This is a genomic window from Massilia sp. ZL223, from assembly GCF_018119395.1.
GTDB lineage: Bacteria > Pseudomonadota > Gammaproteobacteria > Burkholderiales > Burkholderiaceae_D > Telluria.
On sequence record NZ_JAGPWD010000013.1, the window covers coordinates 69,602 to 95,489 of the forward strand.

A 25,888-nucleotide genomic window follows, 5' to 3' on the forward strand; every position below is an offset into this window, starting at 1 on the left:
AAAAGAGGACTGAATGGCGAGTAACAACGTAGCCCAATTTGCCACCGAACTGAAGATGCCTGCAGACCTGCTGCTGACGCAGCTGCGCTCGGCCGGCGTCGAGAAAAGTTCGACGTCAGATCCATTGTCGAAAGATGATAAGGACAAGCTGCTGAACCACCTGCGCCGTACCCATGGCGCAGGCGAAACCGGTGAAAAGAAAAAGATCACGGTCACCCGCAAGGAAACCACCGAGATCAAGCAGGCTGACGCATCGGGCAAATCGCGCACCATCCAGGTCGAAGTTCGCAAGAAGCGTACCTTCGTGCAGCGTGACGACCTGGTCACCACCAAGCCGGCGGCGCCAGCCGCGCCGGTGATCGACGCCGCCGAGCAGGCGCGTCGCGAGGAAGAGGCGCGCCGCCAGCAAGAGCTGATCGCGCGCCAGGAAGCCGACCTGCGCGAGAAGCAGGAGCGCCTGGCCAAGCTGGAAGCCGAAGAGGCGGCCCAGGCCAAGGCTGCGGAAGAGCAGGCCAAGCGCGAAGCGGCCGAGCAGGCCAAGCGTGAAGCCGCCGCCCAGGCCGCTGCTGCCGCAGCCCAGGCCAGCGCCGGCGCCGCCAAGGCGGACTCCGCCGCAGCTGACGAAAAAGCCAAGCGCGACGCCGACGAAGCCAAGAAGCGCGCCGAAGAGGCTGCCAAGGAAGCCGCCGAGCGCGCTGCCGCCACCGAGCGCGCACGCAAGGCCGTGGCCGACGAAGTGGCCCAGATCAAGCTCATGATGAGCCAGCCGCGCCGCGTGATCAAGGCGCCGGAACCGGTCAAGCCGGCTGCTCCGGCAGCCGCTCCGGCCGCGACCGGCACCCTGCACAAGCCTGCGGACAAGAAGCCGGCCGAAGCCAAGCCGGGCGACAAGAAGCCGGGCGACAAGAAATCGATCAAGTCGGCCAATGTGTCGTCGACCTGGTCGGACGACGCCAAGAAGCGCGGCGGCCCGAGCGTGAAGACGCGCGGCGGCGCCGGCGCGGGCGCCGGCGGACGCGACGGCTGGCGCAGTGGCGGCCGCGGCGGACGCCGTGGCCATGGCGACGACCGCGAATCGAACTTCCAGGCGCCGACCGAGGCGATCGTGAAGGACGTGCACGTGCCTGAAACCATCACCGTGGCCGAACTGGCGCACAAGATGTCGGTGAAGGCGTCGGAAGTCATCAAGCAGCTGATGAAGCTGGGCCAGATGTGCACCATCAACCAGGTGCTGGACCAGGAAACCGCGATGATCGTGGTCGAGGAAATGGGCCACAAGGCCTTCGCCGCGGCCGTGGACGATCCGGAAGCGCTGCTGGCCGACCAGGGCGAGCACACCGAGTTCGAGGCCAAGCCACGTGCGCCGGTCGTGACCGTCATGGGCCACGTCGACCACGGCAAGACCTCGCTGCTGGACTACATCCGCCGCGCCAAGGTCGCCGCGGGCGAAGCCGGCGGCATTACCCAGCACATCGGCGCCTACCACGTGGACACCCCGCGCGGCATGGTCACCTTCCTGGATACCCCGGGTCACGAGGCCTTCACGGCGATGCGTGCCCGCGGCGCGAAAGCGACCGACATCGTCATCCTGGTGGTGGCGGCGGACGACGGCGTGATGCCGCAGACCAAGGAAGCGATCGCCCACGCGAAAGCGGCCGGCGTGCCGCTGGTGGTGGCGATCAACAAGATCGACAAGCAGGGCGCCAACCCCGACCGCGTCACCCAGGAACTGGTGGCCGAAGGCGTGGTGCCGGAAGAATACGGCGGCGATTCGCCGTTCGTCCCGGTGTCGGCGAAGGTCGGTACGGGTATCGACGACCTGCTGGAGCAAGTGCTGCTGCAGGCCGAGGTGCTGGAACTGACCGCGCCGGTCGAAGCGCCGGCGCGCGGCCTGGTGGTCGAAGCCCGCCTCGACAAGGGCCGTGGTCCTGTGGCGACGATCCTGGTGCAGTCGGGCACCCTGAAACGCGGCGACGTCGTGCTGGCGGGTTCGTCCTTCGGCCGCGTCCGTGCGATGCTGGACGAGAACGGCAAGTCGGTCTCGGAAGCGGGTCCGTCGATTCCGGTCGAGATCCAGGGCCTGACCGAAGTGCCGAGCGCCGGCGAAGAAGCCATGGTCATGGCGGACGAGCGCAAGGCGCGCGAGATCGCCCTGTTCCGTCAAGGTAAGTTCCGCGACGTGAAACTGGCCAAGCAGCAGGCCGCCAAGCTGGAGAACATGTTCGACCAGATGGCCGAAGGCGAAGTCAAGAACCTGCCGCTGATCGTCAAGACCGACGTGCAGGGTTCGCAGGAAGCGCTGGTCGGTTCGCTGCAGAAGCTGTCGACCTCGGAAGTGCGCGTCCAGATCGTCCACGCGGCGGTCGGCGGCATCAGCGAGTCGGACGTCAACCTGGCGGTGGCCTCGAAGGCGGTCATCATCGGCTTCAACGCCCGTGCCGATGCACAGGCGCGCAAGCTGGCCGAAGCCAACGGCGTCGACATCCGTTACTACAGCATCATTTACGATGCGATTGACGAGATCAAGACGGCACTGTCGGGCATGCTGGCGCCGGAGAAGCGCGAGCACGTCACCGGTCAGGTCGAGATTCGCCAGGTCATCCTGGTGTCGAAGGTCGGCGCGATCGCGGGCTGCCTGGTCACCGATGGCGTGGTCAAGCGTACCTCCTCGGTCCGCCTGCTGCGCAACAACATCGTCGTGTGGACCGGCGAGATCGACTCGCTCAAGCGCTTCAAGGATGACGCGAAGGAAGTCCGTGCCGGTCTCGAGTGCGGTCTGTCGCTCAAGAACTACAACGACATCCAGGTTGGCGACACCCTGGAAGTGTTCGAAGTCCAGGAAGTGGCGCGTACGCTGTAATTTACGCACTTGGCGTACCATGGGGCCAGGGCGCTTCGCGGCGAATGCTGCGGGGGCCTGGCCCTTGTTTTTAGGGCGCCAGGCTCCCGCCGTACGCGTACACCTTCGTCCCAGAGACCGTCGTTCCGGCGAAGGCCGGAACCCAAGCTCATTGCGCTGCCATTAGCTTCAAACATATTGGTACGCGAGCAAACTTGGATCCCGGCCTTCGCCGGGATGACGTGCTAAAGCTGCGGGGTGAGGAAGAAGCGCTCTACAGCTCCAGCAGAACACCACAAGAACAACACACACAAGCAACATCATGGCAAAACACAGCAAAAGCATCCCCTCGCGCGGCCTGCGCGTTGCCGACCAGATCCAGAAGGACCTGTCGGAACTGATCGCCTTCGAACTGAAGGATCCGCGCGTCGGCATGGTCACCCTGAGCGAAGTCCAGCTGACCCCCGACTACGCCCACGCCAAGGTCTACTTCACCCTGCTCAAGGACAGCCCGGAAGAGGTCAAGCAGACCCTGGAAGGCCTGAGCAAGGCCGCCGGCTACCTGCGCAACCAGCTCGGCAAGCGCCTGCACATCCACACCTTGCCGCAGCTGCACTTCGTGCACGACACCTCGACCTCGCGCGGCCTGGCCATGTCGGCGCTGATCGAGAAGGCCAACGCCACCCGCGCCGCCGATTCCGCACCGGCGGACCGCGACGAAGACGCGGACGCAGAGTGAACTCCCGCCCCGTCAAGAAGCCGCGCGACCTGGTCGACGGCGTCCTCCTGCTCGACAAGCCGGTCGGCCTGTCGTCCAACGACGCCCTGATCAAGGCCAAGCGTGTCCTCAACGCCAAGAAGGCCGGCCACACCGGCACGCTCGATCCCTTCGCCACCGGCCTCCTGCCGCTGTGCTTCGGCGAAGCCACCAAGTTCTCCCAGGACTTGCTGGAAGCCGACAAGACTTATGAAGCGACGGTGCACCTGGGCATCATGACCACCACCGGCGACACCGAAGGCGAGGTGGTCGAGCAATTGCCGGTGGAGGCCACGGTCGAGCAGATCGAGGCCGTGCTGGCGCGTTTCCGCGGTCCCATCCTGCAAGTGCCGCCCATGTATTCCGCGCTCAAGCGCGACGGCAAGGCGCTGTACGAGTACGCGCGCGAAGGCATCACCCTGGAGCGCGACGCGCGCCCGGTGACGATCCACGGCCTGGCCCTGGTCGAGTACACGGCGCCTTTCCTGAAGATCCTGGTGACTTGCAGCAAGGGAACCTATGTGCGCGTGCTGGGCGAAGACATCGGCGCCGCGCTCGGCTGCGGCGCCCACCTGAACGCGCTGCGCCGCGTGGAAGTCGGCAGCCTGGCCGGCCAGGACATGATCACGCTCGAGGACCTGCTGGCCCATCCGGACCCGATGTCGCTCCTGAAGCCGGTCGATGCGCTGCTGTCGACTTTCCCGGCGCTCGAGCTCACGCCCGAGCTGGCCAAGCGCTTCCTGCAGGGCCAGCGCCTGGCGCTGGGCAAGGAAGCGGTCGCGGTGCCGGAGGAGCAGGGCAGGGTGCGCGTCTACCACGACGGCCGCCTGCTGGGCACGGGGCAGCTGGGGGAATACGCCATCCTGGCCCCGGAACGCCTGATCTCCACCGCCCAGGCGGCATAAACCGAAGTCATCAGGCCGTCACAAAGGGCGGCCATGCTGAGCCGGGCCCTGTCTGTCAACACGGATAGACAGCCCGGCAAGCTCTTGAAATTCCACGGTTTTTCCGGCGCTCCATTTAGAAGAGCCTGGATCCGTGCTATACTAGTCGGTTTCAGTAATCGGCAGCACTCGTACACTTTCGTACAACACGCAACTTCTCGAGAACACATGTCAAACACCAAACGCGCGATTCGTAATATCGCAATCATCGCCCACGTTGACCACGGCAAGACCACGCTCGTGGACCAGCTGCTGCGTCAGTCGGGCACCTTCCGTGAAAACCAGGCGGTCGACACCCGCGTGATGGACTCGAACGACCTCGAGAAGGAACGCGGCATTACGATTCTGTCGAAGAACTGCGCGGTCGAGTACGAAGGCACCCACATCAACATCGTCGACACCCCGGGCCACGCCGACTTCGGCGGCGAGGTCGAGCGCGTGCTGTCGATGGTGGACTCGGTGCTGCTGCTGGTCGACGCCCAGGAAGGCCCGATGCCGCAGACCCGCTTCGTGACCCGCAAGGCGCTGGCCCTGGGCCTGAAGCCGATCGTGGTCGTCAACAAGATCGACCGTCCGGGCGCGCGCGCCGACTGGGCGATCAACCAGACCTTCGAACTGTTCGACAAGCTGGGCGCCACCGACGAGCAGCTGGACTTCCCGATCGTTTACGCCTCGGGCCTGAACGGCTACGCCGGCATGGACGAAAGCGTGCGCGGCGGCGACATGAAGCCGCTGTTCGACGCGATCCTGAAATACGTGCCGGTGCGTGACGACAACCCGGACGGCCCGCTGCAGATGCAGATCACCTCGCTGGATTACTCGTCCTACGTGGGCAAGATCGGCATCGGCCGCATCAACCGCGGCCGCGTCAAGCCGGGCATGGACGTGCTGGTCGTGAACGGCCAGGACGACAAGAACCCGATCAAGGGCCGCATCAACCAGGTGCTGAACTTCAAGGGCCTGGAGCGCGTGCAGGTGGAAGAAGCCGTCGCCGGCGACATCGTGCTGATCAACGGTATCGAGGACATCGGCATCGGCGTGACCGTGACCGCCGTGGACACCCCGGAAGCGCTGCCGATGCTGACCGTCGACGAGCCGACCCTGACCATGAACTTCATGGTCAACACCTCGCCGCTGGCCGGCCGCGAAGGCAAGTTCGTCACCAGCCGCCAGCTGCGTGAGCGCCTGGAGCGCGAACTCAAGGCCAACGTGGCGCTGCGCGTGCTGCCGACCGACGACGACACCATCTTCGAAGTCTCGGGCCGTGGCGAGCTGCACCTGACCATTCTGCTGGAAAACATGCGCCGCGAAGGCTTCGAGCTGGCCGTGTCCCGTCCGCGCGTGGTGTTCAAGGAGATCGACGGCGTCAAGTGCGAGCCGTACGAGAACCTGACCGTCGACGTGGAAGAAGTGAACCAGGGCGGGGTGATGGAAGAACTGGGCCGCCGCCGTGGCGACCTGCAGAACATGGAATCGGACGGCAAGGGCCGTGTCCGCCTCGAGTACCTGATCCCGGCCCGTGGCCTGATCGGCTTCCAGGGCGAGTTCATGACCCTGACCCGCGGCACCGGCCTGATGAGCCACGTGTTCCACGAATACGCACCGGTCGACAACACCAAGGGCGACCTTGCCGGCCGCCGCAACGGCGTGCTGATCTCGCAGGACGACGGCGCCGCCGTTGCCTACGCGATCTGGAAGCTGCAGGATCGCGGCCGCATGTTCGTCGAGCACAACACCCCGGTCTACGAAGGCATGATCATCGGCATCCACTCGCGCGACAACGACCTGGTCGTCAACCCGATCAAGGGCAAGCAGCTGACCAACGTGCGTTCGTCGGGTACCGACGAAGCCGTGCGCCTGGTGCCGCCGATCCAGATGTCGCTGGAATACGCCGTCGAGTTCATCGAGGACGACGAACTGGTCGAGATCACGCCGAAATCGATCCGCCTGCGCAAGCGCTTCCTGAAAGAGCACGAGCGCAAGAAGGCCAGCCGCGAAGGCGCATAAGCCTTCCAGGCTCGCGAAGCAAAAAGCCCGCTGCATGCAGCGGGCTTTTTCATTATCAGCGTCTACTTCGCACATCTGTATGTCAATGGTCTGTAAGTTCACGTACATATCTGACTAAATAGTCACTTACTTTCATTTTGTTACAGTTCTTACGAGTTTGCGACTGTTCTAAAAGCAACTAGCTGCTATCTTGACCATAACGCGATTTACTGTGAATTGCGCAACAGTTGCAATACAAATGGAAGGAAATATTATGAAGAAGCTGATTATCGCCCTGATCGCCGGCGCCACCGCCATGACTGCCGCCCAAGCCCAGAACACCCCTGGCAGCGCCTACGTCGGCGCCTCGGCCGTGACCGCCAAGAACCAGACCGTCGACGCGCACAAGGCCGACGGCAAGCTGTTCGCCGGTTACAACTTCGACGAGAAGCTGGGCGTGGAAGCCGGCGTGACCAACTTCCACAAGACCGACTTCCAGCGCGCCGGCGTCAACGGCAGCACCGAAGGCTACGGCACCTACGTCGCCGCCAAATACACCATGCCGGTGAACGAGCAAGTGTCGGCCTACGGCAAGCTGGGCGTGCAGCACAGCGAGCGCAAGCTGAACACCACCGTGGGCAACTTCAAGGACAAGGACAGCGGCCTCTACGCCGGCGTGGGCATGCAGTACAAGCTGAACCAGAACACCGCCCTGGTCGCCGAGTACGAGCGTTATGGCAAGGACAAGGATGTCGGCGCCAAGGCCGACGTCTGGAGCGTGGGCGTGAACTACGGCTTCTAAGCTTCGGTTCGCCACCCCCAGCAATGAAAAGCTCCCGCCGCGCGCCAGCGCGGGGGGAGCTTTTTTATTGGGAGAGAATCAGCGCAGGCCGAGCAGGGCCTGCACTCTTTCGCGGTTGACGCCGGTCAGGGCCGAGGTAATGGCCAGCAGCGAAGCATAGTCGTGGCCGGCGGCGCTGGCGGCGAAGTCGCCCGAGACCATGGCCAGGGCGTCGTTCGGGACTTCCGGCTGCGAGGTGCGCGCCATGGCCGCCGACAGGGCGGCCGAGGCCGCCTCTTGCGAGCGGCGCACGCGCGCCAGCGCCAGCACCACTTCGCGCAGGCTCTGGCGCAGGGCGTCCGCATTGCCGAGTTCCCAGTCCTGGGGCGCCAGCAGGGGTTCTTCCTCGACCGTGTCGACGCGGCCGCGGCCGGTCACGGCGATGCTGTCCTTGACCCCGTTCCACTCGGACTCGTTGGTGCTGAAGATCAATTCACCCTGGTTGTCCAGGCCGACGCGGACCTTGACCGGCGACAGGGCGCGGTCCAGGCGCTGGGCGATCTCTTCCGGCGTCATGCCCGGCTCGATGCTCGCGGCCAGCTGCGGACCGCCGGCGCTGCCGACCGAAAAGCCCAGGGTCTGCGGGCCGCCGGCCTTCAGCGAGGCGAGGTCCATGCCCTTGATGCGGAAGCGCTTCACGGCCGGCTGGCCGTCGTTGAAGTCGAGGTCGGCGTCGATGCCGCCGCCGCCCTGGTTGCGGCGCGCATCCAGGGTGTTGCCGAGCTGGCGCGCGCGCGCTTCGATCTGGCGCGCCGGATTGCTGCGGCCGGACAGCTTGGCCGAGAGCTCGGACTTGAGCGCTTCCAGCTGGCTGGCCACGCGTTCCAGGTAGTCGAGCGCTTGTTGCGCGCGCGCGACTTCGCTTTGCAGGTTCTGGTTCCAGTCGATGCCGCGCTTGAGCGGCGCCGGGCTGGCCGGGGTGCGGGTGACCAGGCGGCTGTCGGGATCCGCCGGACGCACCGCGGTGGCGCGGCCGGTCGCAGCGGTGCTCTGGGCGCCGGTGCTGCCGGAGGTGGCGCTGGTGTTGTTGGCTGGGGCCAGGTTGTTGGCCGGACGCAGGGTAGCTTCCATGATCAGAGGACCGCGAACAGGGACATCGTACCGATACGGCTATACGCTTTGTAGGTGGCCTGGAGCGCGGTCGAATAACCGTTCAGCTCGGTCGCGGCCTCGCCCATGTCGAGCTGGCCGATATCGGTCATCGCCATCTTGTTCGACAGGCTGATATTAGCGTGGTTGGCGTCCAGGTTGGCGATCACGTTTTGGACACCACCCATTGTGGCCACCTTGCCCGAGACCAGCCGGAGCGCGGCGTCGAAGCCGTCGAGGCTGGCGGTGAGGATGCCCCGGGTGGAAGGATTGTTGGCCGATGCGGTAGGCAGGCTCAAGGCCTCGATGGTCTTGTCGAGGTGATTCAGCAGCTGCTCGAGGCCGTCCAGGTTCTCGTTCGAACTCTGGGTGATGCCGTTGCCTACCACCACGCTCTGCGGATTGGTGTTGCCCTGGAAAACGTAGCGCGAACCGACCGGCTGGAGGGGGTCGAAGCGCATTGCCGCGGTTTTCGTGGCGGTGCCGGAGAACAGGTAGTTGCCTTCCTGGTCGATGGTGTTGGCGTTGAAGAACAGGCTGTCGCGCAGGCTGGTTAGCGGGCTGATCATTGCCTTCAGGTCGTCCGGCGCGTTGCCGCCGTCCAAGGCCCAGACCATCAGGTCACGGCCGCTGATCATCTCGTTGCTCATGTTGCTCAGGTAGCCTTCGGACTTGGTCAGGCGCAGCTTGAGCGTGTTGATGTTGTCGCGGTATTGCTGAACGGTCGCTTCTTCGCGGTTAAGGCGCGACACGCGCACGCTGGCGACCGGGTCGTCCGAGGGCACGAGGATGCGCTTGCCCGTGGCCATTTGCTGGGTCAGGGTAGAGATGCGCTCCTGGTTCGTCTGGAGCGACTGGTTCATCGTCGATTGGTATTGGGTAGTCGCGATACGCATGGCTTGTCCTTTAACCCATCATCGCCAGGGTGGCGTCGAAGAGCGCATTGGCGACCGAAATCACTTTCATGTTCGCCTGATACATGTTCTGGTACTCCACGAGGTTGACCGCTTCCTCGTCCTGGTTCACGCCGCTGGTCGACTGCCAGTCGTCGACTGCCTGGGTGCGCACGGTCGAGGAGGTCTTCAGCGCGGCCTTGTTGAGCTGGCTGTCCACGGCCAGCTTGGCCACGATCTGGGTGTCGGCGTCGCTCAGCAGCATCGTGCCCAGGTTGGGCAGGGTGACCGACTGGTTCCGGATCGCCACCAGCTGCTGCAGATTACGGGTATCGCCCGGCTGGCCATCAGCGGAAAAGGCCAGCTCTTCGGCCTTGAATCCGGAGGCTACTTTCAGCATGTCGGAACCGCTGCCCGGGGTATAGACCAGTAACGCACGTCCGACGGCGCCGTTCGGCTGGAAGCCGGACGAGAGCTGGGTGTTGATGCGGTTGGCCACTTGCCGGGCCAGTTCCGCGGTGTCGGCCTGCAGCTTGAGCAGGGTATTGGTTTCGTACTGCGCCAGGCCGCCTAGCTGGCCGCCCATCTTGTTGGCGTCCAGGACGTAGCTGGTGCCGGCGAACTCGAGGCGGAATTCCTGGGGCGAGGTGGCGGTGGCGGCCGCGCTCAGGCTGCCGTGCATGCTGCCCAGCACCAGCGCCTGGCCGGACTTGAGCGAGATGTCGCGGCTGCCGTCGGGATTGTCCTGCACTTCCAGCGCCATCTTGCCGGCCAGGTCGTCGATGGCCTGGTCGCGGGTGTCGATCAGGGCCGACACCGAGGCGCCGGTCGCGCGGGTTTCGATGATCTGCTGGTTCAGGCGCGCGATGGTGGCGATCTGGGCGTTGGCCGAGTCGACGATCGCGCTGCGCTGCTGGCGCACGGAGTTAAGCTGGGCGTTGAAGACGTTGTTCAGGCCGTTGAAGCGCTCGGCCATCAGGCCGGCCGAGGTCAGCACCTGCTGGCGCAGCGGCGTCGAGCCCGGATCGCCGGCGACCGCGTTCAGCGCCTGGAAGAATTTGTCGATGCCGGCCGAGATGCTGGCGTCCTCGTCGCTCATGACGCTTTCCAGCTGCGTCAGGTAGGGCTGGCTCTGCGAGTACACGCCCTGTTCCGAGGCCGCGCGCCACATCGCCTGGCTCTTGTAGTTGTCCGAGAAGCGCAGCAGGGAATTCACCTGCACCCCGTTGCCCGCCGAACGGCCGCTCGCGTCCGGACCGACGGCGGTCAGGAGCGCGCCCTGGCGCGTATAACCCTTGGTCTGCAGGTTCGCGATGTTCTGGCTGCTGGCGGAAATGGCAACCTGGGCGGCGAGCGCGCCAGAGAGTGCGTTATTGATGATCGTCATGGTGCTATTCGTCCTGGAGGCAGTTAACCATGTAAGGCGACCGTTTCCTGCCGGATATTAAGTGGAGCGGAGCCGAAGTTTTTCCGGCCCGGGCGCTCAGGCTTTCTTGTTGGGCACCAGCTGGCGCAGGATGGCGTCGGCGATGCCGAAGGCGCGCTGTCCGGCCAGGTGGCCGGCCAGCAGGTCGTCGGCCATGTCCTGCATGTCCTGGTTGACGCGGTCCTTGAACACGCTGTCCTCGCCGGCCATTTCGCGGGTCGAGGAGCGCATCTGCTTGAGCATGTTGGACACGAAGAAGCGCTCGAACTCGACCGAGGCCTTGGTTGCCTTGGCAACATATGCCGGGTCGGGCTGGTCGGCGGCGGGCGCCACCGGCGCCGCGTCCTTCGGGTTCAGGGGAATGGGCTGTTGTCCGTCGATGCGCATCAGATCACCACCAGTTCGCCTTCGATCGCGCCTGCCTGGTCCAGGGCTTGCAGGATCGCCATGATGTCGTCGGGCGAGGCGCCCAGGCTGTTGACCACGTCGATGATGGTCTGCAGCTTGGCGCCGGCCGGCCAGCGGAACATCTGGCCCGAGCCCTGGTCGACGGAGAGTTTGGATTCCGGGGTCACGGCGGTCTGGCCGCGCGACAAGGGGCCCGGCTGGGACACGCGCGAGCTTTCCGAAATGATCACCTTGAGCGAGCCGTGGGTGACGGCGGCGGCTTTCACGCGCAGGCCGTCGGCGATGACCACGGTGCCGGTGCGCGAGTTGAACACGACCTTCGGCACTTCGACGCCGGCATCGATCGGCAAATTGTTCAGCTTGGCCATGAAGGCCACGCGCTCGGTCGGATTTTCCGGCGCGATGACTTCCACGCTGGTGCCGTCGGCGGTGGTGGCGATCGGGCCGTACTTCTTGTTGATCGCCTCGACCACGTTGGTGGCGGTCTCGAAATGCGGCTGGCGCAGGCGCAGCATGATTTGCGGGCGGGTCGCGAAGTCGGTCGCGATCTCGCGCTCGATCATGGCGCCGTTCGGGATGCGGCCGGTGGTCGGGGTGTTGACGGTGACCGACGAGCCGCTTTTCCCCGTGGCGTTCAGGCCGCCGACCACCAGGTTGCCCTGGGCCAGCGCATAGACTTCGTTGTCGGCCGCGCGCAGCTGCGTCAGCAGCAGGGTGCCGCCGCGCAGGCTCTTGGCGTCGCCCAGCGAGGAGACGGTGACGTCGATCGCCTGGCCGCGGCGGTAGCCCGGCGGGAACACGGCCGAGACCATGACGGCGGCCACGTTCTTGTTCTTGGCGTCTTCGCCTTCCGGCAGCTTGACGCCGAACTGCTTGAGCATGTTGACCACGGACTGGCTGGCGTACTTGACCTGGGTCGAGTCGCCGCTGCCGTTCAGGCCGACCACGAGGCCGTAGCCGACCAGCGGGTTTTCGCGCACGCCTTCGACGCTGACCAGGTTGCGCAGCGCCTGCGCGCCTTGTGCGGGGAGGGCTGCGGAGAAAGCGAACGCCGCGATGATGCCAGCAAAGGCGCCGGAAATGCGGCCTGCGTTAAACAAGCGAATCATGGCTTCCTTAGAAAGGCATCAGGGGGCTGGTGAAGAAACGGGTCAGCCAGCCCGGCGTGTTGGCGTCGGCAAGCGCGCCCTTGGCCGAGTAGGCGATGCGGGCGTTGGCCACGCGCAGCGAGGACACCTGGTTGTCGGCGTCGATGTCGGCGGCGCGCACATAGCCTTTCAGGCGCACGAATTCCTCGCCCTGGTTCAGGGTCAGGTTCTTTTCGCCGGCCACGCGCAGGAGGCCGTTCGGCAGCACTTCCTGCACGATCACGGTCAGTGCGCCGGACAGGGCGTTCTGCTGGGTGCTGGTGGCGTCGCCTTCGAAGCTGCGGTCGGCGGCGATGTCGATGCCGGTCTTGCCGAAGGTCTTGCCGAGGGCGCCGAGCGGGCTCACGCCGACCGAGGAGCCTTTGGAGAAGCTGGTCCCGGCGCGCTTGCTCGCCTGGGTGGTTTCCTGCAAGATAACAGTGACCGCGTCGCCCACGCGGTAGGCGCGGCTGTCCGAGGTCAGCGGCACGGCATCACCCGTGAACACGCCGCCGGACACGCCGCCACGCGACGCCATGCGCTGCATCGGCACCAGGTCGTCGTCGTTCGTCGTCGCCGCGACCGGTGCGCGCGATGCGCAGCCGGCCAGCAAGAAGGCGCACAGCGCCGCAGTCAGGTATTTCATTTAGCGTGCAGCCCCTGCGAGGTATTGCAGCATGTTGTCGGCCGCCGACAGCACCTTGGTGTTCATCTCGTAGGTGCGCTGGGCGGCGATCATGTCCACCATCTCTTCGACCACCTGGACGTTCGAGCCTTCCAGCGCGCCCTGCTTGAGCTTGCCGAAAGCGGCGTCGCCCGGACGGCCTTCGTTCGGGGTGCCGCTGGCCGCGGTTTCCTGGAACAGGTTGTCGCCCAGGGCCAGCAGGCCGGCCGGGTTGACGAAGGAGGTCAGGGTCAGCTGGCCGAGTTCGGTCGGTGCGGCCTGGCCCGGGATGGTGGCCGAGACCATGCCGTTTTCGCCGATGGTGATGGCGGTGGCGTTGGCCGGCACGGTGATCTGCGGCACCAGGGGCAGGCCCTGGGCGTTGGTCAGGGTGCCGTTGGCGTCGACCTGGAGCTGGCCGGCGCGGGTGTAGCCCGGCTCGCCGTTCGGACGGCGCACCTGCAGGAAGCCGGCGCCGGAAATGGCGACGTCCAGCGGCTGGCTGGTGGTCTGCAGGTTACCGTTGGTGAACACCTTCTGGGTGCCGACCACGCGGGTGCCATTACCGAGCTGCACGCCGTTCGACACGGTGTTGTCGGCGTTCTGGGCGCCCGGCTGCGAGTCGACCTGGTAGAACAGGTCTTCGAACACGACGCGGTCGCGCTTGAAGCCGACGGTGTTGACGTTCGCCAGGTTGTTGGCGATCGCCTGCAGCTTGGCGTCTTGCGCCTGCACGCCGGTCTTGCTGATCCACATTGCTGGATTCATGCTTGCTCCCTTATTAATTCAGTAGGACGGACTTAGCCGCCGATGAGGCGGTTACCCGCTTCGTTCATGCTGTCGCTGGCCTTGAACAGCTTCATCTGCATCTCGAAAGAACGGTTCAGGCTCATCACCGCCACCATCTCTTCGACCGCCGACACGTTGCTGCCTTCCAGCGCGCGGCCGCGCACGGAGACATTTGGGTCGGCCGGCAGCGGGTCGCCGCCGCGCGAGACAATCAGGCCCGCCTCGTTCTTGGTCAGTTCGGCCCCCTCCGCGCTCACCAGGCGCAGGCGGTCCACCACTTGCATCGTGGTGCCGCCTTCCGGCATCACCGAGATCGTGCCGTCGACGGCGATGTCGACCGCGGTGTGCGGGGGCAGGGTGATCTGCCCGCCTTCGCCCAGCAGCGGACGGCCCTGCACCGACAGCGCGCCGGTGGCGTCGATGTCGATGGCGCCGGCGCGGGTATAGGCTTCGCCCTCGCCCCACTGCACGGCCAGGTAGCCGTTGCCGTTGATGGCCACGTCGAGCGAGCGGCCGGTCTCGCGCACCGCGCCGGCGCGGGTCGAGACGGCGTCCGCTTCCATCGTGGACAGGTGCACGTCGTCGTAGCCGACGCCTTTCAGGCCCAGCTGCGAAGCCAGCTCGATGTTGGCGCGGAAGCCCGGCGTGTCGGCGTTGGCGAGGTTGTTGGCGCGCACCTGCTGGGCGCGCATCGTACGCTCGGCGCCGCTGACGGCGGTGAAGATCAGTTTGTCCATGCGCTTCTTTGCTCGCTTACAGCGCCTGCATCAGGGCTTGCATCATCTGGTTCTCGGCGGTGATGACCTTCGAGTTCGCCTGGTAGTTACGCTGCGAGGTCATCAGGCCCACCAGTTCCGAGGTGATGTCCACGTTCGAGCCTTCCAGGGTGCCCTTGGACAGCTTGCCTGCCAGGCCCACGCCCGGGGTGCTGTACAGCGGCGCGCCGGAGGAATTGTTGGCGACCCAGGCGGTGTCGCTGATCGAGGCCAGCGCGCCTTCGTCCGGGAAGGTGGCGATCGCCAGGGTGCCGACCACCTGCTGCTGTTCGTTGCTGTACTTGGCGACGACCGAGCCGTCTTCGGCCAGTTCCACGCCCACGAAGCTGCCCGAGGCATAGCCGTCGCTGCGGTTGGTGGTGGTGGTGGCTTCGCCGGCGAACATGGTGGTGCCGTCGTATTCGATGTCGAAGGCGATCGGGTTGGCGCCGTTGGTCGGGGTCAGGGTCAGGGCCTGGGTGGTGCCGGCCGGCAGCTGGCCGGTGGCGCTGAAGGTCAGGGCCTTGGTGGTGCCGGTCGGGGCGCCGCCGTCGAAGGCGTAGTGCACGTTGACGGTGTTGGCCGGCGCGGCGGCCTTGACGAAGTACTGCGACACGGTGTGCTGGGTGCCGAGCGAGTCGAACACCACCGACTGCTTGACCATGTTGTAGCTGGACGGGTTGGTGGCGTCGAACGGGGTCACGGTCGGGACTTGCCAGTCGGCCGACAGGTTGCCGACGTAGGACACTTCGGTGCTGGCCACGGCCGGGATCTGGCCGGTCGGGATCTGGACGTCGCCCATGGTGCCGAGCACGCCGCCCACGGTCTTGCCGTAGCCCTGGACCTTCTTGCCGGTGGCGTCGACCAGGAAGCCTTCCTTGTCGGCTGCGAAGATGCCGACGCGGGTGTAGTTCATCACGCCCTGGGCGTCGCGGGTGGTGAAGAAGCCGCGGCCCTGGATCGCGGCGTCCATGCCGCGGCCGGTGGTTTGCAGGCTGCCGTTCTGGCCGATGTTCTGGGTCAGCGAGGACACCTCGACGCCGTTGGCCTGCTCGCCGGCGTAGACCGACGAGAAGTTGGCGCGGCTGGCCTTGAAGCCGTAGGTGCCGGCGTTGGCGATGTTGTTGGAGACCGCTTCCAGCTGCTCGTTGATGGCCTGGATGCCGGAGAGGGCGATATTGAAGCTCATGGGGAATCCTTTTCGTTGTCCGCTTAGTTGTCGGAATGTGCCGCCACCTGGGCAGACGGCTTGCCTTTGAAACCAGTGATCATCGCGGGATCGACGTCGCCGATGCCGGCCACCTGCAGCAGGATGCCGCCCGCGGACATGCGCACGCTGTCCAGGCGGCCGGTGATCTCCACGGCCGGCTTGGTGCCGTCCGAGGCTTCCGCCGAAATGCTGTAGTTGCCCGGCGCCAGGCCCAGCGCGACCGGGTCGATGGTGAAGGCTTGCGCGCCGCTGGCGTGGGCCGGCAGTTCGATGCGGTGCTGCTGGCCGTCGACGCCGGTCAGGACGACGTGGCTCAGGCTGCTGATCCCGCCCAGCTGGATGCTGCCGGAAATCTTGTCTTCGCCCAGGCGCACGCGGCTGGCCGAGACCGACACCTCGGAACCGACCTGGCCGCCCATGGCCAGGGTCTGCAGGCTTTGCAGCATGCTGGCGCTGGCGCTGGTGGTCTGGGCCAGGTTCTGCAGGGCCTCGGTCTGGGACAGCTGCGACAGCTGGTTGACGAACTGGCTCGGATCGGACGGGGCCAGCGGGTCCTGGTTGCGGATCTGCGCGACCAGCAGCTTGGTGAACATGTCCTTGTTCTCGCTGACCTCGACGCTGGTCTTGACCTTGTCGCTGGCCTGGGTGTTGTTGTTGAACCCGAAGGCGTTGGCGCCGTTGGTGGTATTGGTGGTCGTGGCCATGATCAGCTCTCGCCCAGCTTGAGCAGCGAGGCCTGCATTGACTTGATGCGGCTCATCACTTCGACATTGGTCTCGAAGGCGCGCGAGGCGGCCATCATGTCCGCCATCTCGGCCACTTCGTTGACGTTGGCATAGAACACATTGCCGTCGGCGTCGGCCAGGGGATTGTCCGGCTCGTGCATCTTGCGCAGCGGCTCGGCCGACTGCACCACGTCCAGCACCTGGACGCGCGCCACGCCTTCCTCGCCGACCATGGCCGCGAACACCGGCTTGCGCGCACGGTAGGCCTCGGTCTCGGAGCCGGCGACGGCGTTGGCGTTGGCCAGGTTGCTGGCGATCGTGTTAAGGCGCACGGTCTGGGCGGCCATGGCCGAACCGGCGATGTTGGAGATATCCTTGAAACCCATGATGCGTATCCTGTTTATTGGCCGTCGATGGCCTTGGCCAGGCCGCGCAGCTTCATGTTGATGAAGGTGAGGCTGGTCTGGAAATCGGATGCGTTCTGCGAAAACGCGGCCTGCTCGACGCCGATCTCGACGCTGTTGCCGTCGGCGCTGGGGTGGAAGGGCACGCGGTACAGCGGACCGTCTTCCGACAGGGTCGGCTCGCCGGCTTCCTGGTCGATGCGCTCCTGCAGTGCCTGGGCGAAGTCGATGTCGCGCGCGGTGTAGCCGGGCGTGCTTTCGTTGGCGATGTTCGAGGCCAGCACGCGGGTACGTTCCGCGCGCAGCTGCAGCGCGTCGGCGTGCACCCCGAGGGCGTCTTTGAAATTAATCGTCATGGCGATCCTTCGTCGGAATACTGCAGTGATTTACAATGTGATTTTTCGCAGGACACATTTTCTAATGATTGCTTTCCATAGGGCAACCCTAATCATTGTAACCTGTCTTTTGTGCGCCACAACCGTGTATGCACAAACAATTACTGGTGAGATAGAGCAGGCTGCCCGTATACAATTAGACAAGCTCGCCGCGGCCAACGGCCTCGCCGACCCCGACTACGAGCTGTCGGTGGTGAGCAGCCGTCCCGCGCCGCCCTGCGCCGGCCCGGTCGAGGTCGAGGCGCTCGATACCCGCCAGCCGGCCCGCATGCGCTTCGTCGCCCGCTGTGCCGCAGGCAAGGGCTGGCGCCACGATTTCGTGGTGCGCGCCCGCATCTCGGCCCAGGTGGCGGTCACCGCCGCCCAGGTCGGTCCCAACCAGCCCCTCACCGACGCCGACATCACGCTCGAGAAGCGCGACATCACCAATATCCCGGACGCCGTCGGCGACACTTCCCGGATCCTCGGCCAGAGCACCCGGCGCAGCCTGCGCCCCGGCGAGATCCTGCGCGCCAGCCAGCTGACGGCGCCGATCGTGGTCAAGCGCGGCGACCAGGTCATCATGGTGGCGCGTTACGAGGGAATCGAAGTCAGCATGGCGGGGGAGGCGCTCGACGCCGGCGCCCGCGGCGCCGTGGTAAGGGTGCGCAATGCGGCCTCCGGCCAGGTGGTGCGCATGCGCGTCAGCGGCGCCGGCACGGTCGAGCCGGTCGACCTTCCCGTCAGTCGCCGCTGAGTTCTTGAAGCTTGCTGGCCAGGCGGGTCAGCTTGGCCGCATAGGCGGGATCGGTGGCATAGCCGCCGCGCGCCAGGCCCTGGGCGAAGGCACGGGCATCGTTGCCCACGCCCAGCGCGCCGCGGTAGCGCGGATTGTCGATCAGCATCTGGGCATAGTCGCGGAAGGCGCTGGCGCCGTCCGGATAGGCGCGGAAACGCTCGCGGGTCTTGATCGCGGCGCCGTTCACATACTCGGTGGTGGCGGAATCGGTCACCGCGCCGTCCCAGCCGTTGCCGGCCTTGATGCCGAACAGGTTGTGGCTGGAGGCGCCATTGGCGGTGCGCAGCGGACGCTGGCCCCAGCCCGATTCCAGCGCGGCATGGGCCGACACCAGTTCCGGCGCCACGCCCAGCTGATCCGCCGCTTCGCGCGCCCAGGGGGCGATACTTTCCAAAAACGCACGCTGCTGGGGCGATTCCAGGGCCGCGCCGCCCATCGGCACGACGCCTTCGACCTCGCCCGACTCTTCCGCCCCCATGATCAGGCCATTGGCGCGCGCACGCAGCAGGGCGCCTTCGGCGCTCAGCGCGCTCGCGCCGCTGTCACTGCCGCCGCCGTTCTGGATGTAAGCGGCCACTTCGCCCTGGACCTCGCTGAACATGGCGCCAAAGCCACTGCCGGCGCCGCCCATGGGCGCGGTCGGACGGGTGGCGCTGGTCGGGGCCAGCGGCTCGACGCGGGTGGACAGGAAATCAGCGGGGCGCATAAATGGCTTCCTCGCCGTGCAGCACGCGCTGCATCACGGAATATTGCTCGGCCAGCAAGCTGGCGTTGCGGGTGGTGGCTTGCTTGCAGGCGGTGACGATGGTTTCCAGCTCTTGCCAGGCCGCCTGGGCCTGGGCGCGCGCGCCCGCTTCCAGGGTGGCGAAGAACTGGTCCATGCCGCCTTCGGGCCCGAACAGGGCGCGCACCAGCGACACGCGCTGCTGTCGGCGCGCTTCCATGGCGTCGAGCAGGGGCGTCAGCTGCTCCGCCAGCGTAGTCAGCTCGGCCGTACGATGGCGCACGGCGGCTTCGAACTGGCGTTCCAGCAGGCCGTGCACCGCGGCGCCGTCCTGCACGTCCAGGTGCACGCCGTCGAGCAGCAGGGCGTTGGCCTGCTGGCGGGTCAGCTTCGCCATCTCAGCGGCCTCCGTGGAATTTCTGGATCAGGCCGGCCAGGCGCGCCGGATCGAAAGGCAGCTCGCCGCGCGCCAGCTGGTCGCGCAGTTCGGCCACGCGGGCGGCGTCGAAGTCCGGCATCGCTTTCATGGCTTCGGCGGCAGGCTTCAGCACTTCCGACTGCAGGGCGGCGCCGGGAGCGGCCGGCGCTTCGGTCTCGATGGGAACACTGACGCGCTGGGTGCCCATCGTGACGGTCGTGACGGACGAGCCGGTGACTTTCATGCGGTTACCTCGGGTTTTCGATTGGATCGTCATGGTTTACTTCGGCAGTTGCTTGCGCAGTTCTTCCAGCGTCTCCGCGTCCGGCATGCTGACGGAGAGGTCCTCGCCCAGGCTGGTCGACTTGGCCGGGGTGCCGAACATCGACGACACCGCGCGCGACTGGGCGCTGGTCAGGATCAGGAGTTCGATGCGGCGGTTCACGCCGGCCAGCGGTTCCTTGGCGTCGAGCGGGCCGCGGTCGGCCATGCCCACCACCTGCAGCACGCTGTCGGCGCGCATTCCACCGCCCAGCAGTTCGGCCCGGGCCGACAGCGCACGGTCGGTCGACAAGGCCCAGTTGGAGTAGCCACCGCTGTCGGGACCGGCAAACCGGGAAGCATCGGTATGGCCGACGATCAGCATCTGGTTCTTCATCTGGGCGAACAGGGGACCCATCTTGCGCAGCAGGCGGGCGAAACGGCCGGTCGGCAGCGCACTGCCGCGCATGAACATGCCCTGCTTGTCGGTGTCGTGCAGCATCACCCGCAAGCCGTAGGGCGTCACCACGGTGGCCAGGTTGGAAGCCAGGCCGGCCTCGGCGCTCAGTTCGCCCAGGGCCTTGGACAAGGCCGCCAGGTCGGAAGCGGATTCATAGGCCACGCGCGGCGCGCTCGGGGCGCCCGGTCCGTCGCTGTTGCTCTTGCCGGTCATCGGCAATTCGAAACGTTCGATCAGACTGCCGCTCGGCTCGGAAGCGATCTCGGGTTTCCGGCCAAGCCCTTCGAGCATACCGCTCTCGGTGGCGTCGCGCACGATTTTCTTGAGATTCTGTTGTTCTCGCGCGGCAATCAGCCACAGCACTAGAAACAATGCCATCAATGCGAGGCAGAAGTCGGCGAAGGCGACCTTCCAGGCGCCGCCGTGCTCGTCGTGCGCGTGCTTGCCGCCGCCGCGCTTGACGATGGTGGCTTCGTGCTTGTCGTTCTTGAGCGCAGCCACGATTACCCCGTCATGCGGTCGCTCGTGCGGCGCCGCTTGTTCTGCGATTCATCTTCGCCGCCCATGGCGTTGATCCATTGTTCGAGCTGGGCGAAGCTGGGCTTGGTGTTCAGCTGGATCAGGCGGCGGCCGGCGTCGATCGCCAGCAGGGCCGGCTTGCCGGCCACGTGGGTGCACAGCACCACCTTGACGGTTTCCATGGTCGAGGCTTCCGAATTGACCAGCTGCTTCATCATGTTGGCCAGCGGCTCGAGCAGGCCGTAGCAGAAGAAGATGCCGATGAAGGTGCCGACCATGGCCGCGCCGATCTTCTCGGCGATCTCGCCGGAATCCGCGCCGCCCGAGACCGAGAACATGGCCATCACGATGCCCAGCACCGCGGCCAGGATGCCGAAGCCCGGCATCGCCTCGGCGATCTTCTGCAGCGACTTGGCCGGCTGGGTCAGCTCCTCGTGGATGGCGTCCAGTTCCTGCTCCAGCACGCCTTCCAGTTCGTGGGCGTTGATCTTGCCCATCGCCATCAGGCGGAAGTTGTCGACGATGAAAGCCAGCAGCTTCGGCTCTTCCAGGATGCGCGGGTAGCGCTGGAACAGCGGGCTCTCGGCGGGCGCCTCGACGTGGGCGTCGAGGGCCTTCAGGCCGCCGGCGGCGGTCTGCAGCAGTTCGTACATCAGGAGCAGCAGCTGGCGCTGGAACTCCGAGTCGTGCTTCTTGCGGGCGGCGACTTTCTTGAGCTGGTGGGCCAGCTCGCCCAGCACGTGCTTGGGATTGCCCAGGACCAGGGCGCCGAAGGCGGCGCCGCCGATGATGAGGAGTTCGACCGGGTGGAAGATGGCGGAGAAGGTGCCGCCCATCAGGGTAAAGCCCCCGAACACGCACCCGAGCACGATGGCGATTCCTAGTAATTGCTGCATGACGTCTGGCCTTTCTGGCGTTCTTGGTTATGTGTTCAGGCGCGCTGCAGCGCCGCCTTCATCTTGGCCAGCGCACTCTTGTTGAGCTGGCAGACGCGGGCGTCCGACAGGTCGAGCACGGCGGCGATTTCCTTGTAGCTGAGTTCGAACTCGTAGATCATCTGGATCACGCGCTGTTCTTTCTCGTTGAGGCTGCCCAGCACCTGCTCCAGGCTGCGGCGCACCAGGAAGCCTTCTTCCGGGCCGGGCGAACTGTGCGCGTGCTCGGTGGCTTCCTGCAGCACTTCGTCGAAGCTCAGCATCTCTTCTGCGCCTTCGTCCAGCAGGTGCTGGTGGTAGTCGGCGGCGTCGACGCCCAGCGCTTCCATCGCTTCCTTCTCGGTCGGCTCGCGGCCGAGGCGGCGGGTGAGGGCGCGCAGGCCGTCGCGCAGCTTGTGGCTGTCCTGGCGCACCGTGCGCGGACGCCAGTCCTGGCGGCGCAGCTCGTCCAGAATTGCGCCGCGCACGCGCAGCGAGGCATAGCTGCCGAAGCCGGTGTCGGGCGCGCCGTAGCGGCGCAGGGCTTCGAGCAGGCCCATGAGCCCGATCTGTTCCATGTCCTCGCGCGACATCACGCTCGACGCCTGCGAGTTCAGCTGGCGTGCGATGCGTTTGACCAGCGGCGCATAGGCCAGCAGGTGGCGCTGCTCCTCCGCCGGGCTCATGGCGCAGGCGTTGGCGGCGTCCTGGTAGTCGCCCGCGGCGGCGGGGTCGAGGTATTCGGCTGAATAGGCCACGTTGGCTCCGGGCGGATGCTTATTCAATGATCAGCTTGCCGATCCTGACTTCGGAAAACGGCTTCAGGTGGTTTTCCTTGGCATAGCTGGCGTCGAAGGTCTTGTTCAGCTGCTCGGCATACTGGTCCACCGACATCGCCGACGCTTCCGACAGCGTGCGGGTGGACAGGCTGGACACGACGATGCTGCGCAGCAGCGGCAGGTGTTCCTTGGCTTCCTTTTCCAGTTCCGGCGTGGTGGCCAGCACCAGGTCCACCGACAGGTAGTGGGCGGCCGGCTCGTTCGGGGCGCGGCGCAGCATCACGATCACCTTGTCGAGGGTGACGTACCTGGTCAGGCTCTTTTCCGGTTCCGGCTTGGGCTCGACCTTGGCTTCGGCGCCGCCCTTGAGCGGGGCCGGGTTCAGGTACCACATGGCGCCGCCTGCGGCGGCGGCGGCTGCCAGCGCGACGCCGGCGAATGCGAGAATCAGTTTGGCTTTCATGGGCTTATGCACGTCCGTTCAGGGAGAACTGCGAGTCTTGTTTGCCGGCGTCCGCCAGGCCCTGGCCCGGCGTGCGCTCCTGTTCCTGGCCCGGCTGGCGGCCGCGGCCCTGGGGCTCCTGGCCGAATTGCGAACCGGCTTGCGCGCCGGGCTGGGCGCGCGGCGCCTGGCTGACGTTGACCGACACCTCGCCGCTCTGGCGCTGGGCCAGGTCGTTGCGCAGGTTGTCGCTCACCGCGTTCAGCTGGCGCAGCACTTCGCCGTGGGTGGCCGAGATATTCACTTCGAGCGAGCCGGCGGCGTGGCGGATCGAAATGTCGATCCGGCCCAGCATTGGCGGCTCCAGGCGGATCACCGCCTGTTCGGCGTGCTTGCCGACCTGCAGCTGTAGGCGATCGCCCAGGGCTTCCTGGAGCGACTGGCGCCATGCGGCCGGCGGGCCGGCCAGGGTCACCGGCGCTTCAGTACGGGCCGGAGCGGCAGGGGCGCTCGCGGCGCTCAAACCGAAACCGGCGCCGGCGGCGCCGTCGAGGCTCATCGCGCCGGCCTGGCCGTCGCGCGAGGCTGCGGGCGCGGCGGCAGCCGTAGTGGCGGCAAAGCTTGCGCTGTCGGCCGGGCGGCCGCTCGCCTGGGCAGGCGCTTGCGCGGCCGGGAGTACAGCGGCCGCTGCCGGCAGGGGCGCTGCCGCGGCCGGGATGGCGGCTTGCGGCAGGATGTCCTGCGCCACCATGCCCGGCACCGGCACCGGCGCCGGGGCCGCGGCGGGCACCGCCGTGGCGGCGGCCTGCCGGCCCTGGCCTTGCGGCTGGGGCGCCGGGGAAGCCGGCATCGCCATCATCATGGCCGGCATGGCCGCCGGCATCGAGGCGGGCATCATGGGCAAGGCCATCGCGGCCAGCAGATTGTCGGCCGGCGCAGCGGCGGCCTCGGCGGCCGGCGCTTCGTCCGCAGCCGGGACGTCGCCGCCGCTTTCAGGCTGGGCGGCGGCGCCGTCCGGCGCCGGCAAGGCGTCGGCGGGCAGCGCCAGCTGGTCCAGGCCCAGCCACTGCTGGAAAGCCAGGGCGGCTTGCGCCGGATCCGCCGGCAGGGCGCCTGGCGCGCCGGCGGCAGGGCCGGTAGGGGCGGCGGCGTCGGCCACAGCCGGGATAGCGGCGCTGTTCATCGGGGCGCTGTTCATCGAAATCATCATGCGTTGTTTTGTTCGGTGTCGGGTTCGCCCGCGAGGGCGTAGGCCATCCAGCCTTCCTTGTTGCCGGCCATTTCGTCCAGGCGCGCCTGGAGCTGGGCGCTGGCGGCGTCCGCCTGGACGCGCGCGCGTTCATGCGCGTCGCGCAGGCGGGCCAGCGCGGCGCGCTCGGCGGCGCTCCAGCGGCCGGCCGCGGCCAGTGCCTGGATGCGTGGGCCGAGCTCGCGCGCCGCGGCGCCGAGCTTGCTCCATTCGGCGCGCGCTCCCGCGTCCGCCAGCGCGGCGGCGAGGGCGTCGATGGCGCGGGTTCTATCCATTGCGGTCCTGCACGCCTTGCCAGCCCTGGCGGATGGTGGTCAGGATGCGGATCACCTCGTCGACCATGGCCGGGTCGAGCTTGATGCCGGCGCCCTGCAGGTGCTGGGCGCAGAAATCGTAGATGTTCGCCAGGTTGGCGACGGTTTCGCCGCCGTTGTCGAAGTCGAGCGAGCTGGACAGGCCGTTGATGATCTCGACGCATTTGTCGATGCTGGCGGCCTTCTGCTCGTAGCGCTTGGCCACGATGTGGGCGCGGGCGCGGGCCAGCTCGTCGAGCAGGCCGTTGGTGAGCAGCAGGACCAGCTCCACCGGGGACGCGCGCGAGGTCTGCGCGTCGAGGTCGACGGCATGATAGCTGCCGTAGGCTTCATGATAGGACATCGTTTATCTCTTCAGTCGTCTTTGCTGAACAGGGCGTCGAACAACGAGGAGTTGTTGTTCATGATGCCTTGCAGCGATTGCAGTTGAGTGAACTGGATCAGGTAGCGCTGGTAAGCCGCGTCGAATTCCTTGTCGAGCGTCGCCTGGCGGTCGACCAGGGTGTTTCTCAGGTCGCTCGTGGCTTCGTTACGCAGGGTGATCTGGCCGTCAACGGTGTTGCTCCAGGATTTCAGGTAAGTGTCGAGCGCGCCGGCGATGCCGGTCGGGGTCGAGGCGGTCGCCTTGCCGATCAGGGTATCCAGGCCGGTCGGGTTGGCCGCCAGCTGGCGCATCAGGCGCTCCGGGCGCAGTTCCAGCGTGCCCTGCTTGGTGGCCAGGATGCCGTAGGCCGCGAGCGAATCGCCGCCGGACGGGCGCATCAGGTCGGTGAGGCGGGCGTTCAGGGCGCGCACGCCGCCGTCGCGCGCGAAGGTGCCGGCCGCCACGCCCTTGGACGGGTCGCCCGGGTCGGTCAGCTTGTTGAGCGTCGCCTTTAGCTTGTTGAAGGCGTCGACGAAGGCCTGCACGTTGGCCGTGGTGCCGCTGTTGTCGGGCCCGACGCTCACGGTCACCGGCGCGTCGCCGCTGGCCTGGGCCTTGGTGAAGGTCATCGAGACGCCGTCGATCACGTCGGAGAAGGTGTTGCTGGTCTTGGTGATCGCGGTGCCGGTCTCGGAGCCGACGCGCACGATCGCGTCCTGGGCTTTCACGAGCACGCGGCGGCCGGAAGCCGCGTAGGGGTCGGTCGGATCGACGATCGGGGTGTTGGCGGCCGCCAGGCTGGACGCCGGGTCCATGGCCCCGGTGTCGAGCGAGATCACGCTGTTCGCGCCGGTCGACTTGGCGGTCAGGACCAGTTCGAAGCTGGTGCCGGTGTTGATCACCGAGGCGGTCACGAGCGAGGCGTTCTCCGAATCCCCATTGATGGCCGCCGCCAGCTCGCGCGGGCTGAGGCCGGCCACGCCGTCGGTGTTGAGCGCCGGGTCCGTCAGGTCGATGGTGATCGCGGTCGCGCCATTCAGCTGCACGCCCAGGGTGCCGGTCGCCGGCGTATCGTCGGCCAGGCCGGAGTAGGACACCTGGCTGGCCTTGGCCAGCTGCTGCACGAAGAAGGAATAGCTGCCGGCGGCGGCGGTCGACTTGGCGGTGGCGCTGCCGATCGCGGTGTCGCCGAAGGTCGCGGATTGGGCGAACACGGTCTTGTTCAGGCCGGTCAGCGACGCCAGGCTGTTCTGGAAAGCGCGCATGGCGGAGCCCAGTTCCGTCAGGGCCGACTCGGTGGCGTTCGCCTGCTTGGTCTGGGTGTCCAGGATCTGCTGGCGCGCCGAGACGTATTTTTCTGCGAGCGCTGCCGCCGTCTTGGTCGGATCGTAGGTCGGTGCGTTGATTGCCATGT

The 25,888-nt window shown here is 66.6% G+C and carries 29 protein-coding genes; 6 read left to right on the forward strand and 23 right to left on the reverse strand.

All coding sequences use genetic code 11. The features are described from left to right. Positions 1–13 precede the first annotated feature (13 nt). From infB to KBW95_RS10710, 5 genes are all read left to right on the forward strand, one after another. Positions 14–2,860, forward strand: coding sequence for a translation initiation factor IF-2 (gene infB / locus KBW95_RS10690; protein ID WP_211528229.1), 2,847 nt, complete (start codon positions 14–16; stop codon positions 2,858–2,860). Between the two features lie 301 nt (positions 2,861–3,161). Then, complete coding sequence (gene rbfA / locus KBW95_RS10695; protein ID WP_211528230.1) at positions 3,162–3,578, forward strand: 30S ribosome-binding factor RbfA; 417 nt, start codon at positions 3,162–3,164, stop codon at positions 3,576–3,578. Next, on the forward strand, positions 3,575–4,501 hold the full coding sequence (gene truB, locus KBW95_RS10700; RefSeq protein ID WP_211526649.1) for a tRNA pseudouridine(55) synthase TruB: 927 nt from the start codon (positions 3,575–3,577) through the stop codon (positions 4,499–4,501). The genes rbfA and truB overlap by 4 nt, the downstream gene beginning before the upstream one ends. Before the next feature lie 207 nt (positions 4,502–4,708). Beyond that, the gene (typA, locus tag KBW95_RS10705; RefSeq protein ID WP_211526648.1) at positions 4,709–6,547 is read left to right on the forward strand and encodes a translational GTPase TypA; all 1,839 of its coding nucleotides are present in this window, start codon (positions 4,709–4,711) and stop codon (positions 6,545–6,547) included. Between the two features lie 253 nt (positions 6,548–6,800). Continuing rightward, positions 6,801–7,328: a porin family protein gene (locus KBW95_RS10710; RefSeq protein WP_211526647.1), complete on the forward strand. Its 528-nt coding sequence runs from the start codon at positions 6,801–6,803 to the stop codon at positions 7,326–7,328. A 78-nt stretch (positions 7,329–7,406) separates the two neighbouring features. Here the strand turns inward: KBW95_RS10710 and KBW95_RS10715 are convergent, their stop codons facing one another. From KBW95_RS10715 to flgB, 12 genes are all read right to left on the reverse strand, one after another. After that, positions 7,407–8,438: a hypothetical protein gene (locus tag KBW95_RS10715; protein WP_211526646.1), complete on the reverse strand. Its 1,032-nt coding sequence runs from the start codon at positions 8,436–8,438 to the stop codon at positions 7,407–7,409. A 2-nt stretch (positions 8,439–8,440) separates the two neighbouring features. Beyond that, positions 8,441–9,352 carry a flagellar hook-associated protein FlgL gene (flgL, locus tag KBW95_RS10720; RefSeq protein ID WP_211528231.1) on the reverse strand — a complete coding sequence of 304 codons (912 nt, stop codon included), beginning with the start codon at positions 9,350–9,352 and terminating at the stop codon, positions 8,441–8,443. A 10-nt stretch (positions 9,353–9,362) separates the two neighbouring features. Beyond that, positions 9,363–10,736 carry a flagellar hook-associated protein FlgK gene (gene flgK, locus KBW95_RS10725; protein WP_211528232.1) on the reverse strand — a complete coding sequence of 458 codons (1,374 nt, stop codon included), beginning with the start codon at positions 10,734–10,736 and terminating at the stop codon, positions 9,363–9,365. Between the two features lie 96 nt (positions 10,737–10,832). Further along, positions 10,833–11,162: a rod-binding protein gene (locus KBW95_RS10730; RefSeq protein WP_211528233.1), complete on the reverse strand. Its 330-nt coding sequence runs from the start codon at positions 11,160–11,162 to the stop codon at positions 10,833–10,835. Continuing rightward, complete coding sequence (locus KBW95_RS10735; protein WP_229429677.1) at positions 11,162–12,292, reverse strand: flagellar basal body P-ring protein FlgI; 1,131 nt, start codon at positions 12,290–12,292, stop codon at positions 11,162–11,164. The genes KBW95_RS10730 and KBW95_RS10735 overlap by 1 nt, the downstream gene beginning before the upstream one ends. A gap of 7 nt (positions 12,293–12,299) precedes the next feature. Further along, positions 12,300–12,956, reverse strand: coding sequence for a flagellar basal body L-ring protein FlgH (gene flgH, locus KBW95_RS10740; RefSeq protein WP_211526641.1), 657 nt, complete (start codon positions 12,954–12,956; stop codon positions 12,300–12,302). Beyond that, a complete protein-coding gene (flgG, locus tag KBW95_RS10745; RefSeq protein WP_211526640.1) occupies positions 12,957–13,742 on the reverse strand; it encodes a flagellar basal-body rod protein FlgG in 786 nt (261 codons plus the stop codon). It lies immediately after the preceding gene. 32 nt (positions 13,743–13,774) lie between these two features. Beyond that, entirely contained in the window at positions 13,775–14,500 is a 726-nt protein-coding gene (locus tag KBW95_RS10750) for a flagellar basal body rod protein FlgF (RefSeq protein ID WP_211528234.1), read from the reverse strand. 16 nt (positions 14,501–14,516) lie between these two features. Next, positions 14,517–15,707, reverse strand: coding sequence for a flagellar hook protein FlgE (locus KBW95_RS10755; protein WP_211526638.1), 1,191 nt, complete (start codon positions 15,705–15,707; stop codon positions 14,517–14,519). A 23-nt stretch (positions 15,708–15,730) separates the two neighbouring features. After that, on the reverse strand, positions 15,731–16,432 hold the full coding sequence (locus tag KBW95_RS10760) for a flagellar hook capping FlgD N-terminal domain-containing protein (RefSeq protein ID WP_211526637.1): 702 nt from the start codon (positions 16,430–16,432) through the stop codon (positions 15,731–15,733). Between the two features lie 2 nt (positions 16,433–16,434). Then, on the reverse strand, positions 16,435–16,839 hold the full coding sequence (gene flgC / locus KBW95_RS10765; protein ID WP_211528235.1) for a flagellar basal body rod protein FlgC: 405 nt from the start codon (positions 16,837–16,839) through the stop codon (positions 16,435–16,437). Positions 16,840–16,853: 14 nt separating this feature from the next. Further along, entirely contained in the window at positions 16,854–17,213 is a 360-nt protein-coding gene (gene flgB / locus KBW95_RS10770; protein ID WP_211526635.1) for a flagellar basal body rod protein FlgB, read from the reverse strand. 232 nt (positions 17,214–17,445) lie between these two features. Between flgB and flgA the strand changes: the two genes are divergently transcribed. After that, a complete protein-coding gene (gene flgA / locus KBW95_RS10775; RefSeq protein ID WP_373888786.1) occupies positions 17,446–17,988 on the forward strand; it encodes a flagellar basal body P-ring formation chaperone FlgA in 543 nt (180 codons plus the stop codon). Here the strand turns inward: flgA and KBW95_RS10780 are convergent. The 11 genes from KBW95_RS10780 to fliD are packed head-to-tail and all read right to left on the reverse strand — an operon-like array spanning position 17,975 to position 25,886. Further along, on the reverse strand, positions 17,975–18,736 hold the full coding sequence (locus KBW95_RS10780; protein ID WP_211528237.1) for a glycoside hydrolase family 73 protein: 762 nt from the start codon (positions 18,734–18,736) through the stop codon (positions 17,975–17,977). The genes flgA and KBW95_RS10780 overlap by 14 nt on opposite strands. Next, positions 18,723–19,151, reverse strand: coding sequence for a flagellar export chaperone FlgN (flgN, locus tag KBW95_RS10785; RefSeq protein ID WP_211526632.1), 429 nt, complete (start codon positions 19,149–19,151; stop codon positions 18,723–18,725). Before flgN ends, KBW95_RS10780 begins: the two co-directional genes overlap by 14 nt. 1 nt (position 19,152) lies before the next feature. Continuing rightward, positions 19,153–19,449, reverse strand: coding sequence for a flagellar biosynthesis anti-sigma factor FlgM (gene flgM / locus KBW95_RS10790; RefSeq protein ID WP_211526631.1), 297 nt, complete (start codon positions 19,447–19,449; stop codon positions 19,153–19,155). Positions 19,450–19,452: 3 nt separating this feature from the next. After that, on the reverse strand, positions 19,453–20,397 hold the full coding sequence (locus tag KBW95_RS10795; RefSeq protein WP_211528250.1) for a flagellar motor protein MotB: 945 nt from the start codon (positions 20,395–20,397) through the stop codon (positions 19,453–19,455). Then, entirely contained in the window at positions 20,397–21,308 is a 912-nt protein-coding gene (motA, locus tag KBW95_RS10800; protein WP_211526630.1) for a flagellar motor stator protein MotA, read from the reverse strand. Before motA ends, KBW95_RS10795 begins: the two co-directional genes overlap by 1 nt. 35 nt (positions 21,309–21,343) lie before the next feature. Next, positions 21,344–22,084, reverse strand: coding sequence for a FliA/WhiG family RNA polymerase sigma factor (locus tag KBW95_RS10805; protein ID WP_373888787.1), 741 nt, complete (start codon positions 22,082–22,084; stop codon positions 21,344–21,346). Positions 22,085–22,103: 19 nt separating this feature from the next. Then, positions 22,104–22,568 (reverse strand): flagellar basal body-associated FliL family protein, encoded by a 465-nt coding sequence (locus tag KBW95_RS10810; protein WP_211526629.1) that lies wholly within the window; start codon positions 22,566–22,568, stop codon positions 22,104–22,106. Between the two features lie 4 nt (positions 22,569–22,572). After that, entirely contained in the window at positions 22,573–23,757 is a 1,185-nt protein-coding gene (locus tag KBW95_RS10815) for a flagellar hook-length control protein FliK (RefSeq protein WP_211528238.1), read from the reverse strand. Then, positions 23,754–24,071, reverse strand: a complete 318-nt coding sequence (locus tag KBW95_RS10820; protein WP_211528239.1) for a hypothetical protein — start codon at positions 24,069–24,071, stop codon at positions 23,754–23,756. The genes KBW95_RS10815 and KBW95_RS10820 overlap by 4 nt, the downstream gene beginning before the upstream one ends. Then, positions 24,064–24,453, reverse strand: a complete 390-nt coding sequence (gene fliS, locus KBW95_RS10825) for a flagellar export chaperone FliS (protein ID WP_211526534.1) — start codon at positions 24,451–24,453, stop codon at positions 24,064–24,066. Before fliS ends, KBW95_RS10820 begins: the two co-directional genes overlap by 8 nt. An 11-nt stretch (positions 24,454–24,464) precedes the next feature. Next, positions 24,465–25,886, reverse strand: coding sequence for a flagellar filament capping protein FliD (fliD, locus tag KBW95_RS10830; RefSeq protein WP_211528240.1), 1,422 nt, complete (start codon positions 25,884–25,886; stop codon positions 24,465–24,467). Positions 25,887–25,888: the final 2 nt, after the last annotated feature.